16 protein-coding genes are annotated in these 15,680 nt (G+C 71.2%); 5 read left to right on the top strand and 11 right to left on the bottom strand.

Annotated elements, in window-relative coordinates:
- Positions 1-49: 49 nt before the first annotated feature.
- Complete coding sequence (locus tag EIM47_RS11690) at positions 50-1,342, bottom strand: dipeptidase (protein WP_125076986.1); 1,293 nt, start codon at positions 1,340-1,342, stop codon at positions 50-52.
- Positions 1,343-1,492: 150 nt separating this feature from the next.
- A complete protein-coding gene (locus tag EIM47_RS11685; RefSeq protein WP_125076985.1) occupies positions 1,493-2,785 on the bottom strand; it encodes a TlpA disulfide reductase family protein in 1,293 nt (430 codons plus the stop codon).
- 575 nt (positions 2,786-3,360) lie between these two features.
- Between EIM47_RS11685 and EIM47_RS11680 the strand changes: the two genes are divergently transcribed.
- The 4 genes from EIM47_RS11680 to EIM47_RS11665 are packed head-to-tail and all read left to right on the top strand — an operon-like array spanning position 3,361 to position 4,472.
- Positions 3,361-3,570, top strand: coding sequence for a hypothetical protein (locus EIM47_RS11680; RefSeq protein WP_019397231.1), 210 nt, complete (start codon positions 3,361-3,363; stop codon positions 3,568-3,570).
- 10 nt (positions 3,571-3,580) lie between these two features.
- Positions 3,581-3,772, top strand: coding sequence for a hypothetical protein (locus EIM47_RS11675; protein WP_028915483.1), 192 nt, complete (start codon positions 3,581-3,583; stop codon positions 3,770-3,772).
- A 41-nt stretch (positions 3,773-3,813) separates the two neighbouring features.
- Positions 3,814-4,233, top strand: coding sequence for a hypothetical protein (locus tag EIM47_RS11670; RefSeq protein WP_125076984.1), 420 nt, complete (start codon positions 3,814-3,816; stop codon positions 4,231-4,233).
- Positions 4,230-4,472, top strand: coding sequence for a hypothetical protein (locus EIM47_RS11665; RefSeq protein ID WP_019397228.1), 243 nt, complete (start codon positions 4,230-4,232; stop codon positions 4,470-4,472). Before EIM47_RS11670 ends, EIM47_RS11665 begins: the two co-directional genes overlap by 4 nt.
- A 26-nt stretch (positions 4,473-4,498) precedes the next feature.
- Here the strand turns inward: EIM47_RS11665 and EIM47_RS11655 are convergent, their stop codons facing one another.
- The 9 genes from EIM47_RS11655 to EIM47_RS11615 all read right to left on the bottom strand — a co-directional run bounded on the left by EIM47_RS11655 (position 4,499) and on the right by EIM47_RS11615 (position 14,004).
- Positions 4,499-5,068 (bottom strand): hypothetical protein, encoded by a 570-nt coding sequence (locus tag EIM47_RS11655; protein ID WP_164514598.1) that lies wholly within the window; start codon positions 5,066-5,068, stop codon positions 4,499-4,501.
- A 65-nt stretch (positions 5,069-5,133) separates the two neighbouring features.
- On the bottom strand, positions 5,134-5,856 hold the full coding sequence (locus EIM47_RS11650; protein WP_019397226.1) for an HAD family hydrolase: 723 nt from the start codon (positions 5,854-5,856) through the stop codon (positions 5,134-5,136).
- 116 nt (positions 5,857-5,972) lie between these two features.
- On the bottom strand, positions 5,973-6,335 hold the full coding sequence (locus EIM47_RS11645) for an EF-hand domain-containing protein (RefSeq protein ID WP_125076983.1): 363 nt from the start codon (positions 6,333-6,335) through the stop codon (positions 5,973-5,975).
- A 207-nt stretch (positions 6,336-6,542) separates the two neighbouring features.
- Positions 6,543-6,935, bottom strand: a complete 393-nt coding sequence (locus EIM47_RS11640; RefSeq protein WP_019397224.1) for a hypothetical protein — start codon at positions 6,933-6,935, stop codon at positions 6,543-6,545.
- Between the two features lie 54 nt (positions 6,936-6,989).
- The gene (locus EIM47_RS11635) at positions 6,990-7,178 is read right to left on the bottom strand and encodes a CPXCG motif-containing cysteine-rich protein (protein WP_019397223.1); all 189 of its coding nucleotides are present in this window, start codon (positions 7,176-7,178) and stop codon (positions 6,990-6,992) included.
- A gap of 13 nt (positions 7,179-7,191) precedes the next feature.
- Positions 7,192-7,938, bottom strand: a complete 747-nt coding sequence (locus EIM47_RS11630; RefSeq protein ID WP_125076982.1) for a M15 family metallopeptidase — start codon at positions 7,936-7,938, stop codon at positions 7,192-7,194.
- Positions 7,892-9,451 (bottom strand): serine hydrolase domain-containing protein, encoded by a 1,560-nt coding sequence (locus EIM47_RS11625; RefSeq protein WP_125076981.1) that lies wholly within the window; start codon positions 9,449-9,451, stop codon positions 7,892-7,894. Before EIM47_RS11625 ends, EIM47_RS11630 begins: the two co-directional genes overlap by 47 nt.
- A gap of 56 nt (positions 9,452-9,507) precedes the next feature.
- Entirely contained in the window at positions 9,508-12,537 is a 3,030-nt protein-coding gene (locus tag EIM47_RS11620) for a TonB-dependent receptor (protein ID WP_125076980.1), read from the bottom strand.
- 30 nt (positions 12,538-12,567) lie between these two features.
- Complete coding sequence (locus EIM47_RS11615; protein WP_026010209.1) at positions 12,568-14,004, bottom strand: transglutaminase domain-containing protein; 1,437 nt, start codon at positions 14,002-14,004, stop codon at positions 12,568-12,570.
- Between the two features lie 221 nt (positions 14,005-14,225).
- On the opposite strand from EIM47_RS11615, the gene EIM47_RS11610 reads away from it, so the two are divergent.
- Entirely contained in the window at positions 14,226-15,671 is a 1,446-nt protein-coding gene (locus EIM47_RS11610; RefSeq protein WP_125076979.1) for an SH3 domain-containing protein, read from the top strand.
- Positions 15,672-15,680 lie beyond the last annotated feature (9 nt).

The following is a 15,680-nucleotide window of genomic DNA, read 5'->3' as shown; positions in this document are numbered from 1 at the left end:
CGGCAGGGGGCGGCGCCGCGCGGGCCGCGGCGGCCGCCCGGGAAGGGGATCAGCCCTGGCGGCGGCCGGCTTCGGCGGCACGCACCACCCGCAGGAAGTTGCCGCCCCAGATCGCGGCGACCTGCTCGCGCGTGTAGCCGCGGGGCAGCAGCTCGGCGGTGACGTTGGCCGCGTCGGCCTCGCTGTCGAAGCCGGTGACGCCGGCGCCGTGGTCGAAGTCGGTGCCGATGCCCACGTGCTCCACGCCGATGCGCCTGGCGATGTAGTCGATGTGGTCGACCAGGTCGGACAGCGTGGCCGGCTGCTCGTTCTGCTTGAGCGCGTCGTGGAAGCGCTCGCGGGTCGGCGCATCCTGCGCGTCGCTGCCCTCGTTGGCCACCGCGAACTGCTCCGGCAGGCCGAACTCCGCGCGCAGGCGGGCGATCTTCGCGCGCCAGGCGTCGTCCGGCGCGCGCAGGTAGGGCTTGAACGGGGTCACCAGGACCACGCCGCCCTTGGCCTTGATCAGGTCCAGTTCCCCGTCGCTGAGGTTGCGGCTGTTGTCGACCAGGGCGCGGGCGTTGGAATGGGTGGCCACTACCGGCACCCGGCTCAGCTCCACGGTCTGCTTCAGCGCCGCCGGGGTCAGCTGGGATACGTCGATCAGCACGCCCAGGTCGTTGAAGCGCGCCACCGCCTGGCGGCCCAGCTCGCTGAGCCCGCCGTGGCGCTCGGCCACGCCGTCCTGCGGCCGCGAGGAATCGGCGAACGCGTTGTGCCCGGCGTGGGCCAGGCCGGCCACGCGCACGCCGGCCTGGTGGAAGCGGTCGAACGCGGCCAGGTCGGTGCCGAGGATGCGTGCGTTCTGGAAGCCGAGCAGCACCGCCACCTTGCCCTCGCGGTGCAGGCGCTCGACGTCGTCGGCGCTGCGCGCCAGTTCCGCCTGGCCGCCGCTGCCGGCGATCCATTCCTGCACCGCCGCCAGCTTGGCCTCGGCGTCCTGGCGGGCCTTGGCCAGGCCCTGCGCGTCCTCCGGGCCCGGGCCGACCGCGATCGAGAACACGATCGCGTCCACCCCGCCCTGGCGCACCCGCTCGAAACTGGTGCGCTTGCCGCCGTCCGGCAGCCAGTAGCGCTTCGGCGTGTCGGGCAGCAGCACGTCGGCGTGCCCGTCCAGCACCAGGATCTCCTGATGGACGGCGGCCGGGTCGGCGGCGGGCTCCGGCGCGGGAGCGGCGGCAGTACCGGCCACGGACCCGGCGGCGGCATCGCGGCCGCCGCAGGCGGCAAGCGCCAGCGCCAGGGCCAGGGCGGCGATGGGACGGGGAAGCGGGAGCGTGGAGCGCGGATGCAATGCGGACATGGACATTCCTGTGGGGTTTCATCAGGCAACGCGGGGCCATGGCCGCCGCGAACGGCAGCCCTGGCGGGACCGGGGTGGCGCCGGGTCAGGCCGCGCGCGCGGCGCGGCTACATCGCGCGGGGCGGCAGAGCGGCGGCGGGCAGCGGCTCATCACTGCCCCGCGGTGGCCGCGTAGGGATCCGGCTCGGCCAGCAGCTCGTCCATCAACGCGTTGAAGCGGGCCACGTACTCCTCGTAGTAGCCGCCGGTGACCGGGCCGGTGAAGCCGGTATAGATCTCGCGCACCTCGCCGCGGCGGTCGATCACGATGGTGGTCGGGAACGCGGCCATGTAGTTCAGGCCCTGCAGCTTCTCGGTGGCCAGCTTCTTGTCGGCCACGCCGCCGTGGACGATGTCGTAGTGGATGTCGAAAAAGTGGCGGAACTTGCGCAGGCGCTGCTGGAAGTACTCGAAGCTGTCCTCCTGCTCGAAGGCCACGGCGATGGCCTCCACCCCGCGCTGCCGGTTCTCGCGGAACCAGGGCGCGAGGAACCGGGTCTGGTCGGTGCAGTTGGGGCACCAGGTGCCGATCACCTCGACGATCACCACCTTGCCGCGGTACTTGTCATCCCGCAGCGACACCGGCCGCCCCTCCAGGTCGGGGAAGCTGAAGTCGATGCTGCGGCGGCCATCCTTGAGGTAGGTGAGGCGGTAAGGATCGGGCAGTTCCACCTCGTCGCTGCGGTGGCCCTCGAACCTGGCCACGTTGTAGATGCCGAAGCTGATCGCGCCCTGGATCTGGCCGTCCTCGATGGTGCCGCGGACCAGCACCGGGCTGGGCCCGCTGAAGTGCGACAGCCAGAAGCGGTCGCCCTGGACCACGCCTTCCAGCTCGCGGGTATCGCCCACGACGGTCATGAACACCCCGGCCAGGCGCGTGCCTTCCTGCCGCAGCAGCGCGACCTGGTTGGGCCCGGCGCTGCGGTCGCGGTTGAGGATGGCCCACTTGCCGTCGAGGTTGGCGGCGCTGCCGGCATCCCGCTCCGGCGGCACGAAGCGCCAGGCCTGGCCATGCTCGGCGGTGAACGGCAGGTCGTTGGCGCCGTTGCGCTTCGGGACCAGGTCGCGGTAGTGCCCGACCAGGCGCTTGCCGCCGGAACCCTCCTCCACCGTGGCCTCGAGCGCGGCGTCGTAGGTGTTCATCACCGCGCGGATGCCGCCACCGGCCAGCTTCTCGACCTCGAACTCGTCGCGGCGGCTGCCGTTGAGCAGCACCAGGCGCGGTTGCGCGCCTTCCAGCCCGGCCAACTCGAAGTTGAACGGCAGCGCCTCGCCGTTGACGGTGAACTCGCCGCGCCACAGGCCCTCGGCGGGCGCGACCGTGCCGGCCAGCGCATGCGCGGCGCACAGCGCCAGCAGCAGGGCCAGTCCGTGGCGGAGGATGGAGCGGTATGCATGCCTCATGTCGGTTCCCGTGGCGGAGGAAGGTTCCGCCGGCTTGCATCCGTCGATGCGCTGCGCTGGCGGCTCATGGACTGTAGGCAGCGCCCGCCGGCGCAATCCAGAGGCCAACACCCCGGAACTGATGACGATTGCTCCAAAGGAAATGAGCGGCGGCCTCCGCTGCATGGCCACGGCCGACCCGGCCAGCAGGTCGTGGCCGAATGGACGACCGCGTCCCTCACGCGACACGCGCAGCCTCACAGCCCCAGTCATGCGACGCGTCGACCAGTCAGTTGGACTTGCGCGAACACCCTGCGCAACCTGGCCTGACATCAACGCGCGTGATGCAAGTGGTTTTGGCATTGAATCGCCTCACCGCAAATGCAAACCTCGCCATGCAATCCCGGCAGCCGCACGATCGTCGTCGCTCTCTACCGGGGGCAATGCGGGAGATGGCGCGCAACTGCGTGGCGAGCTCCCGGGACGGGAACCGGACGCGGAATCCCCGCTCCCGCGCGAGGTGTGGGCCTTCATGCATCCGCCAGGGTGATCTGGCCCCAAACGCAGGGGCACTGCGTCCACTAAGGAAGGTTGATATGCGCGAACTGAGCACTAACGAAGTTGCGGTTGCGTCCGCCGGCGTTATCGACACCGGCGGCGAACTTGCCGCCGGCCTGATCATGGCGGGTGCCGCGGGAATGGTTGGCGCCCTCCTTGGCGCTGCGGGCGGTCCGGTTGGCAGCGCCATGCTCGGGGTGACGTTCGCCCGCGCCGGCTTCAAGTACGTCGAGTACATCACCAAGTGAGGACACGCAAATGCGCGAACTGACCTGTCGTGAGCTCCATGACGTGAATGGCGGTGCTTCCGTGCTCGGCACCATCTGGCAGGTAAGCCTGCCGGCACGGGCGGTGGCCGGCTCGGCCGCACTCGGCTGGGCGATAGGCTCTGCCATCTACCGGACCTATGACGATGAGATCCAGGCCGGATTGGATTGGCTGCTGAACTGAGCCACTGGCCCCGCGCGCAAGCGCGCGGGGCATCGAGACCGATGACTGCACACGGCCAACCAGCCCCAGGTACCCGCAGGAGCATTGCGGAACTCCTCGTCGTTTCCTCGGCCGCCTTGGTGCTGGCGCTCGCGCTGCACTCCCCCGCAGCCCGTCTCGCCCTGGCCACCGCCATGGACGGGTTCGACAACGTCTTCCTATGCGTCCTGTTCGCAGGCCTGGGCTTGCTCGATCTGGCCGGGCGCCTGCCTGCCGTCTTCCGCAAGGATGCCCGCCGCATCCGGCTGGTACTGTGGCTTGGCTTTGCCGGCGCGGTCCTGCTGTTCGGCGGTTATGCGCTTCCGGGCATACTGCTGGCCGAGCTGGCCTTCGACCTGGTGTACGCCGTTGCCGGCATGCGCGGCGGTGTGGCTCCCGGCCGTCGCATTGCCCCGTCAGGCCCCAGGAGGGACCGCCAATGAAAAGCGTCGTGATCCGCATCCTCGCCGCGATGCTGTCCCTCGCCGGCGTCGTGGTCCTGGTCTCCCGGCTCATCCAGCTGGTGCAGGGCGATGCACAGGCCTCGGCACTGGAATACGCGGTGCTGGCCGGCGCCGCCTGCGGCACCTGGATGTTCGGGCGTTTCGCGCTCAACGGCGAGCGCGATCCGCTGATGCGCAGGCTGTCGGCACGCAAGCCCGGGCAGCCGGACAGCCGCTAGGCGCCAGTCCGCCAACGCACCGCCGGCTAGCGCCCTTCGCCGGCCGCCCGCTGGCGTTGCTGCAGGGCGCGGCGCAGGGCGGCGTCCGGTTGCAGGGAGCGATCCCAGCGGCGGTAGCTGTCGGCCAGGGCCAGGCGCAGCGCGGGATATGGATCCGGCTTGTCCTCGCCGCGCAGCGCGGAGGTCGCCTGGGCCCAGCTGCCGGCGCGGCCCAGGCGCGCGCGGGCGCGCACCACGCTGCGGCAGTCGGTGTCCAGCGCGCGCGCCAGGAAGCAGGCATACCAGGCGTCGCCGGGATTCCAGCCCGGCTGCGCCAGCAGTCCGCGCACATAGGCGCGCGAGGCGCCGGCATAGCGCTCGACCTCGGCGGCGAAGCTCTCCGGATAGGCGCGGGCGTAGCGGTCGATGTCGGCCAGGCGGCCGTCGATCCAGGCATCGCCCGTGTCGTAACCGGGTCCGGGCTCCGGCGTTGCGGTGGCCGTGGCGCGGGCCTGCGCCGCCAGCGGCAGCGGGATGCCCGCACCGCAGGCGGCCAGGCACAGGGTTACGAACAGGATCCGGCGGTACGTCGCGTGCGGGAAGCGGAAGCGGGCCATGGCGGCATTGTGCCGCGGCCGCGGGCGCGGCGCGCGCAGCTCCCGCCGGCGGGCCGTGTGCGGGATCAGGCGGCGGTGCCGGCGGCGATCCGGGTGATGGCTTCCGGCAGCTCCGCCGCGCTGGCCACGGTGCGCACCCGCGGATGCGCCTCGGCCAGGCCATGGTCGGCCTCGTGGGCCCAGGTGAGCGCGTAGGGGATGTGCACGCCCCAGCCGCCCAGCCGCACCACCGGCTCGATGTCCGAGCGCAACGAGTTGCCAACCATCACGAACTGCTCCGGCGCGATGCCGAACTCGGCCAGCACCCGCGCATAGGTCGGCGGGTCCTTCTCGGACACGATCTCGATGCGCGGGAACAGGTCGGCCAGGCCGGAACGGGCGATCTTGTCCTCCTGGTGGAACAGGTCGCCCTTGGTCACCAGTACCACCTGCCAGCGCGCGGCCACCGCCTCCACCGCGTCGCGGATGCCGTCCAGCAGCTCCACCGGATGGGCCAGGGTGTCGCGGCCGATGTCGACCACCTGCTGCAGGTCGCGGGCGCTGATGCGCGCTTCGGTCAGTTCGATCGCCGCCTCGATCATCGACAGGGTCATGCCCTTGACGCCGTAGCCGAACACCTTGAGGTTGCGGCGCTCCACCTCCAGCAGGTGGCGCAGGGTGCCGGCGTCGTGCAGGTCGATGTAGCGGCCGATGATTTCCTCGTAGCGCTTCTCCGCGGCGCGGTAGTAGTCCTCGCTGCGCCACAGGGTGTCGTCGCCATCGAAGCCGACCAGGCGGATGTCGTGCATGGGGGTATCCGGAACGCGGGCGCCATCACGGCGGGCGTGCAGGATAGCAGCGGGGACGGCCCCGGGAAAAAGGAAGCGGGCCGGGGCCCGCTTCGGTCGTGCATGGGGATGCCGCGTCACTCCTGCGGCGCGCCGCCCTGCTGCTGGTTCTGGATGAAGGTGCGGTACTCCTCGGGGGTCAGTTCGCCATCGCCGTCGGCGTCGGCCGTGGCGAACACGCTGGACAGCGCGGAGTGGGCCTGGGCCTCGCTGCGGCTGATGCTGCCGTTGCCGTCGGTGTCCAGGTCGGCCCAGCTCTGGCGCTGGCCGCTGGCGCCGGCCTGCGACTGCTGTGCCGCGCCGGCCTGGGCCTGGGCCTGGGCCTGGGTCGGGGTCTGCTGCTCGGTGGGCGTGGTGCTCTGCGCGAACGCCAGCGGCGCGGCGGCAATCATGCCCAGGAACAGCAGGCCGGTCGGGGGGCGGGTGTGGTGCTTGTTCATTGGCGTACTCCGTCGGGTGGAAGGACGTGACTGCTTGCTTTGCGGAACACGGGTCGCACCTTGCAACGTCGCGGATGAACCGGATTTGGGCCGCGGCCGCGCCGCGAACGCGGCGTTAACCACAGCGTCCGCGCTGCGTTGTAGCCGCTGGTTAGCGGCGCGTGGACGCCAGGTTAGGGGCGTCTTCAAGGACGCCATGTAGCCGCTTTAGCGGGCCTCGTCGGGCCCGGTGGAGTTCCCGCCGGGGGCACGCCGGTGGCTGAACAGCCACCAGCCCAGCACGCTGCCGGAGGTGGCGCCGATCACTTCCAGCAGGACCCGGGTGCCCAGGTTGTCGGCGTCGTGGATGCCGGCCAGGGCCAGGCGCGCGTACAGCGGCGACTCCAGCTTCACCATGCCGATGTAGAACAGGTTCCAGGCATCCAGCCCCGCGGCGATGGCGGTGGCGATGACCGCGCCCCAGCCAACCACGTGCCCGATCTGCATGCCGGTGCGTCGCCCGAGCCAGGCCCATCCGGCGTACACCAGCACGCCGACGAGGAAGGCGATCAGTCCGGCTTCGAGGCAGCCAAGCAGGCCGGTGTGCAGCGGAAGGTTCATCGGGCGGGCGGGACCTGGGCAAACGGGCCGACAAGTCTAGCCGGGCCGGTCGCCTCAGTCCTCGCCCTCGCGGCGGGCGGCCAGCGCCACCTGGCCGTCCGCGTCCACCGTCACGTCCAGCAGGATCGGCTGGCAGCAGACCTGGCAGTCCTCCACGTACTGCTGGTTGCCGCCACTGGGATCCACCGGGGTCTCGAAGCTCTCCCCGCACCAGGGGCATTGCACGGTCAGCCACTCTTCCATCAGCGCACCTCCGTCAGCGCACCGGGACGTCGTAGGCGAGGGTCGGATCCGGTTCCGGGTCCAGGGTGTAATGCCACCACTCCCGCGGGTAGCTGCGGAAGCCGCCGGCCTCCATCGCCGCGCGCAGGCGCTGGCGGTTGGCCTGCTGCGCCGGCGCCACCGGGGCGTCGGTGTGCGCGGACGGGTCGAAGAAGTCGAACGGGGTGCCCATGTCCAGCGGCTCGCAGCGGCCGTCGCCGTCGCAGCGCACCAGGGTCAGGTCGACGGTGGCGCCGCGGCTGTGGCCGGAACTGTCGGCGATGTACTCCGGCACCAGCGCGTCCTTGTCCACCCGCGGGTACCAACGTGCCTTCTGTCCCGGGTCGTCGTCGGCGCGCGCCCAGTGCATGAAGGCCTGCACCGCACGCACCGGGCGGTAGCAGTCGTAGACCAGCAGGCCCAGGCCCTCGGCCTGCAGGTCCTGCTGCACCCGGGCCAGGGCCTCGGCCACCGGCCGCAGCAGCAGGCAGGCGTTGCCTTCGTAGCCGGGTACCGGCGCACCGGTGAAGTTGTCCGGTCCGGCATAGCGCGCCTCCACGCGGATGCCGGGGGCCAGGGTGCGGACCTCGACCAGGCCGGCCGCGGCGGCGTCGCGTGCCGGCGACACCCGCACCGGTTCGCCGCCGGCCACCGCCGGCGCCAGCAGCAGCGCCGCCAGCAGCGCGCACAGGCGCTCAGGGGCAGTCGCGCTCGCGCACGAAGCGGAGGTCCTGGTAGTCATAGCTGAAGTCCGCTTCCGGATCGACCTTGGACAGGCGCAGGGTACCCCCGCCCGCCTCCGGCGGGTGCAGCCAGGCCTCCGCGTCGATGCCGTCGTCGTCCCAGTCCAGCAGCCAGCGCTCGCCCACCCGCATCAGCCGCCCGCGCATGCGTGGCGAGCGCACCGAGGCGAAGCCGATGCCGTCGGCGCGCGGGCACAGCGCCACCTCGCCGAACCACGGATCGCGCCAGATCCCGAGCAACGCCGCGGTCTCGCGGCGCGTGGCCGGGCGCCGCGCGCGGGTGTCCGGCGCCGGCTCGGCCTGGCGGCGCAGGGCGTGTTCGCGCTCCAGCAGGGCGGCGTAGTGGGCCACGTCCAGGGCCGGATCCGGGCGGGTGTAGCGCTTGGCCAGCACCTGGCCCAGCACCGTGCGCGCGTCCTCGGCCTCGCCGTTGATGAGGATGACGATGCCGGTGCGCAGGTCCGGCAGCAGGATCACCGAGGAATACATGCCCGACAGGGTGCCGGTGTGGGCCACCTTCCACTGCCCGTCCATGTCGGACAGGCGCCAGCCGTAGCCGTAGGCATGGAAGTGGCTGTTGTCCCACTCGCGCATGCGCCGGCCCACCGGCATCGGCATGTGCCCGGTCCACGCCTGCTGGCGCTGCTCCGCCGACAGCCACGGCTGCGCCGGATCCAGCCAGGCGCCCACCCAGCGCAGCATGTCCTCCAGGCTGCAGCGGATCCCGCCGGCGGCCATCGAGGTGATGTCCGGGACCACGCCCCGCTCCGGCGGCGCCGGCAGGTTGCGCCCGTCCACACGCCGGTGCGGGCGCGCGATCGGGCCGGCTTCGCCGGCGTTCCAGCTGCCCACGCGGCAGCCGTCCATGCCCAGCGGCGCGAACACCTCCTCGCGCACCAGCTGCGCGTAGGGCTTGCCGCCGGCCGCGGCCGCGACCTCGCCGGCGACCACGTACAACAGGTTGTCGTAGGCGTAGCCGGAGCGGAAGCTGGTCACCGGCTCCAGGTGCGCCAGCCCGGCGATGATGTCGGCGCGGGTGAAATCGTTCGGTTCCGGCCACAGCATCAGGTCGCCCGCGCCCAGGCCCAGGCCGCTGTTGTGCACCAGCAGGTCGCGCACCTGCATGTTGGCGGTGACCCAGGGGTCGTGCATGCGGAACTGCGGCAGGTGCTTCACCACCGGGTCGTCCCAGCGCAACCGGCCCTGGTCGACCAGCCGCGCCAGCACCGCCGCGGTCATGGCCTTGCTGTTGGAGGCGATCTTGAACAGCGCCTCCGGCGTCACCGGCTCGCCGCTGCCGGCGGCAAGCTCGCCGCGCGCCACCACCGCGGCGACCTTGCCGTCCTCGATCACGCCGACCGCGATGCCGGGCAGGTCGTAGCGGGCGACCGCCTCGTCCACCGCGCGCTCGACGAACGCCTGCGCGGGGCCGGGAAGCGTTGCGCCGGCCACGGCCGGCGCGGCAAAAAAAGCGGCCGCAAGGGCGGCCGCAGGAGGGAGGAAACGCAGCATCACCTGCTCCTCGATGCGGGCCTGTCGTCCATGATCGGGCCCGCGTCGTCCGGTTGTCAGTACTCCAGCGCCAGCACCAGCTGGCCGTAGCGCGGCGACTGCAGGAAGCGCTCGCGGCCGAAGAACTCGTCGCGGGTGCCGATGCTCGACTCCAGGTCCTGGTAGACCCAGACCGGGCGCTGGCGGTTGAAGATGTTGTACGCCGACAGCTTGGCCGAGAACCTGGCCGGGCCGAACTGGCGCTCGTAGCCCACGCTCAGGCCGACGTCGATGTACCAGGGCATGCGCCCGGCGCCTCCGCGCGCGGAATGCTCGTACACCCGGTCCGAGGTGCTCCAGGTGTCGCCTTCCTGCGGATTGGCGAAGGCCTCCTCCGGGGTGCACTTGTCCACGCACACGAAGTAGCTGTGGTAGAGCTTCCAGTTGTACGGGTTGCCGACGCCGAAGCCGGTGATCGGGCCGCCGGAGCGGGCGTCCACGGTCGCGCCCAGGCTCCAGTTCTCGGTCAGGGCGTAGGTGCCGCGCAGCTTGACCTGGTGGCGGTGGTCGTTGGCCAGCGGGCCATGGCCGCGGTAGTTCACGAACGGGTCGTCGAAGTTCTCGGTGCGGCCGGTATCACCGAAGTTGGTGTCGGTGTTGACCGGGCCCTCGGCGTTGCCCTCGCTCCAGGACAGGGTGTAGGAGGCGTTGAACGCCCACTTGCCATCCCAGGCGCGGTCCAGCTGCAGCTCCAGCGCCTTGTAGGTGCGCTTGGGCTTGCTCCAGCCGCGCTGGCCGGTCGGGGTCGAGCCCACGTACTCCCACTCGCCGTCGATGTACTCGTAGTCGTCCGACTCGGTCCAGTAGCCACCCTTCGAGGTATCGACGGTGATGTAGCCGTCGTTGCTGCCGTCGCAGTCGGTGTCGCCCCAGATGGTGACGTCCTTGCCCGGGTTGCCCATCACCCACACGCTGGGCACGCGGCCGCAGTGGGTGGCGGTGATGTTGATGTCGTCGATGGCGTTGTGCAGCTTGCGGTAGATGCCGCGCGCGCCCCACGACCACTTCTCGCCCAGCACCTGCTGGAAGCCCAGGATCAGCTCGTCCTGGTAGACCGGGTCCATGTCGGCGTCGACCTCGGCGCGCAGGTCGCCGACGGTGCCGTCGCCCTGGTCGTCGTCGAAGCCCATGTACTGGCCCAGCACCGGCACCGCGTACTGGACGCCGTCGCGCTCGCGGATCTCCCAGCCGTCGAGGCCGTAGTAGGTGCGCGCGTCGAGCAGGGCGCCGCCCTGCTTGATGTTGATGACGTTGGCCACCGGCAGGAAGTAGCGGCCGATGTTGCCGAACACCTTCATCGTGCCCTGGCCGACCGGGTCCCAGGAGAAGCCCAGGCGCGGCGCCCACATGTCGTCCATCTTGATGTAGGTGCGGCCCTCGGCGTCCTTGTTGTCGAACTCCTCGTAGCGCAGGCCCAGGTTGAGCACCAGGTTGTCGGTGATCGACCAGTTGTCCTCGACGTAGTAGGCGCGGTTGGTCGACTCGAACTGGCCGAAGATCGCGTACTGGCGGGCGCGCACGCAGGCGGTGTAGCCGGCCGGGACCAGGAAGCCGCCGCAGTTGGAGTTGTTGGTCAGGGGGGTGGCGGTATAGACGTTGTACTGCACGCCGCCGGGACCGGAGTAGACCTGGTCGAGGTCGGAGGTGTTGCGCTCGTCGTCGATGCCGAAGCGCAGCAGGTGGTCGCCCAGGCCCCACTCGAAGTCGATCCGGCTCTGCTTGCGCTCGTCGTTGCGGTCGTAGACGGTGGCGTTGTTGGTGCAGCCCAGCGGCACGCCCGGGTCCGGCACGCCGGAGGCGCGGGTGACGTAGTTGCAGTCCACGTCGTTGGGCGAGCCGGTGACGCTGTTGCGCTCGTTGCGGCCGTGCATCACCTTCATCGACAGGTTGTCGGTCAGGTACGAGCTCCAGGTCAGCGCCCAGTTGGTGCCGCCGGTCTCCGAGTAGGAGTCGCTGAGCTTCTGCCCGACCTTGCCGCTGTCGAAGTCGTAGGCGTAGGTGGTGGTGTCGGTGCGGTTCTCGTTGGAGAACGCCATCAGGCTCAGCAGGTTGCGGTCGGTGACCTGCCAGTCCAGGGTGGTGCCCCAGAAGCCGTCGTCCGAGTCGCCGCGGTTGAACGAGGTGCCGGCGTCGTTGGTGTTCTCCGGCTCGACCTTGCGGCCCTCGTACATGGCGAAGAAGAACAGCCGGTCCTTCACGATCGGGCCGGAGGCCCACACGTTAAGGCGCGTGGAGTCGGTCTTGTCCTTGCTGCGGGTCAGGTAGCGCTCGCCGTCCAGGTAGCTGTCGCGCGCCGAGGACTCCCAGTCCTTCGGGCCCCACACCAGCTTGGAGCCGTAGTGGAATTCGTTGGTGCCGGAGCGGGCCACGGCGTTGACCACGCCGCCGGTGGTGCGGCCGAACTCCACCGAGTAGCCGCCGGTCTTGACCTGGAAGTCCTCGTAGAAGTCGAACGGCGCCTCGGAGAAGCCGACGCGGTTGTAGAAGTCGGTGACGTTGAGGCCGTTGACGTAGAACGCGTTCTCGGCCACCGACGAGCCGCCGAAGGAGATGCCGCCGAAGGAGGCGCTGCCGGAAGCCACGCCCGGGGCCAGCAGCGCCACCGAGGTGACGTTGCGGTCCACCGGCAGGCGCGCCAGCTCCTCGGCGTTGATGTTCATCGCCGACTCGGTGGAGGTCACGTCCACCGGGGTGACGAAGCGGGTGCCGACCACTTCGATGCTCTGCAGGGTCGCCGGCTCGGCCGCCAGGTTGACCGAGGCGGTGGCACCGAGGGTGACGGTCACGGTGGCCTGCTGCCCGCCCTCGGCCTGCACCGTGTAGGTGCCCGGCGGCAGCAACGGCAAGCGGTAGCTGCCGTCCTCGCCGGCGGTGACGGTGCGGGTGAAGCCGGTGGCCGGGTTGGTGATCGTCACCCTGGCCCCGGCCTCGGCGCGGCCCGCCACCGCGCCGGTGGCGCTCTGCGCCATCGCCATCGGTGCCATCGTGCCCAGGCACGCGCCGAGCGCCATCGCCAGCGCCGCCTTCCTCAGGATCCTGCTGTTCATCCCCGTGTCTCTCCCACAGTGGTGTTGAGGTCAATCCCCGCCCGTCCGCCCGCCTTCGGGCGGCAGCATCCGCCACTGGAACCGGTAGTCCCACTGGTCGAAGTACAGGTTGCCGCCACGCCATTCGGCCTCGCCCCGCTGCGAGTCCACGGTCTCGGAGCGGAAATGGGTCTTGGCGGGCACGAAGTCGCGCGCGTAGTCGTCGTTGAAGGCGATGCGGTAGGCGTCCAGGCCGCCCAGGTAGAACCAGCGCAGCGCCGGGTCGTCGCTGTCGAGCTGGCCGGTGGTCACGTCCATCGGCAGCCAGCCGTACGGGGCCAGGTACAGCCAGCCCCAGTCGTGCATGTTGTCGTAGCCGACGTCCTCGTCGGAGTAGGTCCAGCCGGACTGCCAGCGCGCGGGGATGCCGTTGAGCCGCAGCAGGCTGATCAGCAGCAGGGTCTGCTGGCCGCAGTCGGCATGGCCGGCGTTGAGCGCGTAGTCGCTGATGTTGGAGATGGTCGAGTACTCGCGCGCGCCGGCCCAGGGGATGCGGTCGACCGCGGCGAACAGCTTCTGCGCGATGCGGTACGGATTGGTCTCCCCGCCCACCACCTGGCGCGAGAACGCGCGCAGCTGCGGGGTGAACACCACGTGCGGCGGGCGCTCGGCCAGGTACGGCGCCAGCTCCGGGTCGGTGCGGTCCACCGGCACCACCTTGTCCGGGTCCACCGCGAAGTGCCGGGCGTACACGGTCAGTTCGTAGGTGATGGAGAACTCGGTCGGCTTGCCGGCTTCGGCGCGGCCTTCCAGGTACACGGTGCGCATCGGCGCGTCTTCCGGCGCGACCTGGCCGCCGGCCGGCGAAGTCCGCACCAGGCGGATGTTTTCCTGCTGCCCCGGGATCGCGCGCGGGTACGGGATCCAGGCGCGCACGGTCTCCCCCGCCGGCACCGCGTCGGCGTCCACGACCAGCGACTGGGTCACTTCCAGCCGCCGCGGGGCCACGCTGGTGGCGCCGCCGGCGGCCGCGGCCAGCACCTCGGCGTGGTGCGGATGCAGGCGCTCGAACGGGCCTTCGGAGAACGGCCGCACCGGCGGCGCGCGGCGTGCCGCGGCCTCGGGGCTGAGCCGGAACAGGTTGGACACCGAGCGCTTGAACCAGCGGCGCTCGCCGTCGATGTCCATGTGCTCGACCAGGCCGGCCGCGTCCCAGGCGTCGAATTCGGACTCGCGCAGGTCCGGGATCTGCCGGCGCAGCTGTGCCAGCACCGCCGCGCGGTCGAGGCTGAAGTCCAGGCGGATGCGGCGCATGCGCTCGCGCTCGAACTCCAGCGCCCGCCGCTGCGCGGCATCGCCCTGCGACAGCAGCGCCGCGATCCGGGCCTCGGCCTCGGCGAAGCGGCCGGCGTCCACCGCGGCCACGATCTCCGGCAGCGGATCGCCCGCGCGGGCCTGCACGCTCCCCAGCGCGAGGCACAGCAGCAGGCCGGCGGCCAGGCGGGATGCGCGCCCGCCGCGGACCGGGGTCCGCGCGTTGGCGTGTGCCGCTGGTTGGCGAGGAGAGGCTTCCACGACGACACTTCCCGGTGCGGTGGTAATGCCGATGTAACACGCACCGGGGGCGCGGTCAATAATTTATTCTTGACGTACTGAATAGCTGGAATAACTATTCTTTCGGAACACCCGCCCAAGGGGAGGCCGTCACCATGAAAGCGCTATCCGCGCGGAACACCCCGGTTCGCAAGCGCGTGGCCCGGCTGGCGGCTCCGCTGCTGGCCAGCCTGCTGCTGGCTGCAGCGCCGGCCTGGTCGCTGTCCCCGGACGCGGACGGGCACACCGCCGTGGTCGGCGTGCGCCTGTCCGACCTCGACCCGGCCAGCTGGATCGCCAGGCTGGAACAGCCACACCAGGTGCTCCTGGACCGCGAGGGCATCGCCGCGCTCAACGCGCGCATGCGCGCCGAGGATCCCTCGATCCAGGACATCGCCGCCCTGCCCGATCCGCTGCCGCGCCAGTTCGTGCGCGCGCAGGTGGAAAAGCTGTCCTCGCCGCCGGCGCGCACCCTTTACGACGAACGCGGCCAGCCGGTGCCGGCGCGCACCCTGGCGGCACTGCAGCGCGAGCTGGCGCTGGACGCGATCCCCGCCAGCCGCCCGCTGCGCTACGGCCTGGTGGTGCACCGCGCCGCGCTGCGCGCGTTCCCGACCTCGCTGCGGGTGTTCTCCTCGCCCGGCGACACCGACATCGACCGCTTCCAGGAATCGGCGCTGTTCCCCGGCGACGCGGTGGCGGTGCTGCACGAAAGCCGCGGCCGGCAATGGCTGTTCGTGGCCTCCGAGCGCTACTCCGCGTGGATCGAGGCCCGGCACGTGGCCATCGGGACGCGCGAGGAAGTACTGGGCTATGCCAGCCGCACGCCGTACATCGTGGTCACCGGCGCCACCGTCCGCACCACCTACACCCCGGAGGAGCCGCGGGTGTCGGCGCTGCAGCTGGACATGGGCCTGCGCCTGCCGCTGCGCACCGGGCTGGACCCGTCGCGCACGGTCAACGGCCAGCATCCCTACGCCTCGCACGTGGTCGACCTGCCGGCGCGCCGCGCCGACGGCAGCCTGGAGTTCGTGCCGGCCCTCGTCCCGCGCTCGGCCGACGTCGCCGCCGACTACCTGCCGCTGACCCCGGCCAACCTCATCGCCCAGGCGTTCAAGTTCCTCGGCGAACGCTACGGCTGGGGCCATTCCTACGACGCCCGGGACTGCAGCGGCTTCGTGTCCGAGGTCTACCGCAGCTTCGGCATCCTCATGCCGCGCAACACCCGCGACCAGGCGGTGAGCCCGGCGCTGGACCGGATCGGCTTCGAGCCCGGCGACGACCCGGCGCGCCGCCAGGCCGCGGTGCGCGGGCTGCAGGTCGGCGACCTCGTCTACATCCCCGGCCACGTGATGATGGCCATCGGCCATCGCGACGGCATGGCCTACGTCATCCACGACACCAACGGCGGCGGCTGGCGCGGCCCGGACGGCGGCCGCGTGTCCGCCGGCCTCAACGGCGTGTCGCTCACCCCGCTTGACCCGCTGTTGTTCAACGACGAGCAGACCTACGTGGACCGCATGACCAGCATCCAGCGCGTCCGCCCGCGCCCTTCCCGCTGAGAAAGCCCA

The organism is Pseudoxanthomonas sp. SGT-18 (assembly GCF_003931645.1).
Taxonomy (GTDB): Bacteria; Pseudomonadota; Gammaproteobacteria; order Xanthomonadales; family Xanthomonadaceae; genus Pseudoxanthomonas.
The sequence above is the reverse complement of the archived record's forward strand: the minus strand, read 5'-3'. Positions and strand labels throughout refer to the sequence as shown.

Coding starts and splice junctions, on each gene's coding strand:
- EIM47_RS11690 (WP_125076986.1), bottom strand. CDS start 1,342: ATGTCCGCATTGCATCCGCGCTCCACGCTCCCGCTTCCCCGTCCCATC.
- EIM47_RS11685 (WP_125076985.1), bottom strand. CDS start 2,785: ATGAGGCATGCATACCGCTCCATCCTCCGCCACGGACTGGCCCTGCTG.
- EIM47_RS11680 (WP_019397231.1), top strand. CDS start 3,361: ATGCGCGAACTGAGCACTAACGAAGTTGCGGTTGCGTCCGCCGGCGTT.
- EIM47_RS11675 (WP_028915483.1), top strand. CDS start 3,581: ATGCGCGAACTGACCTGTCGTGAGCTCCATGACGTGAATGGCGGTGCT.
- EIM47_RS11670 (WP_125076984.1), top strand. CDS start 3,814: ATGACTGCACACGGCCAACCAGCCCCAGGTACCCGCAGGAGCATTGCG.
- EIM47_RS11665 (WP_019397228.1), top strand. CDS start 4,230: ATGAAAAGCGTCGTGATCCGCATCCTCGCCGCGATGCTGTCCCTCGCC.
- EIM47_RS11655 (WP_164514598.1), bottom strand. CDS start 5,068: ATGGCCCGCTTCCGCTTCCCGCACGCGACGTACCGCCGGATCCTGTTC.
- EIM47_RS11650 (WP_019397226.1), bottom strand. CDS start 5,856: ATGCACGACATCCGCCTGGTCGGCTTCGATGGCGACGACACCCTGTGG.
- EIM47_RS11645 (WP_125076983.1), bottom strand. CDS start 6,335: ATGAACAAGCACCACACCCGCCCCCCGACCGGCCTGCTGTTCCTGGGC.
- EIM47_RS11640 (WP_019397224.1), bottom strand. CDS start 6,935: ATGAACCTTCCGCTGCACACCGGCCTGCTTGGCTGCCTCGAAGCCGGA.
- EIM47_RS11635 (WP_019397223.1), bottom strand. CDS start 7,178: ATGGAAGAGTGGCTGACCGTGCAATGCCCCTGGTGCGGGGAGAGCTTC.
- EIM47_RS11630 (WP_125076982.1), bottom strand. CDS start 7,938: ATGACTACCAGGACCTCCGCTTCGTGCGCGAGCGCGACTGCCCCTGAG.
- EIM47_RS11625 (WP_125076981.1), bottom strand. CDS start 9,451: ATGCTGCGTTTCCTCCCTCCTGCGGCCGCCCTTGCGGCCGCTTTTTTT.
- EIM47_RS11620 (WP_125076980.1), bottom strand. CDS start 12,537: ATGAACAGCAGGATCCTGAGGAAGGCGGCGCTGGCGATGGCGCTCGGC.
- EIM47_RS11610 (WP_125076979.1), top strand. CDS start 14,226: ATGAAAGCGCTATCCGCGCGGAACACCCCGGTTCGCAAGCGCGTGGCC.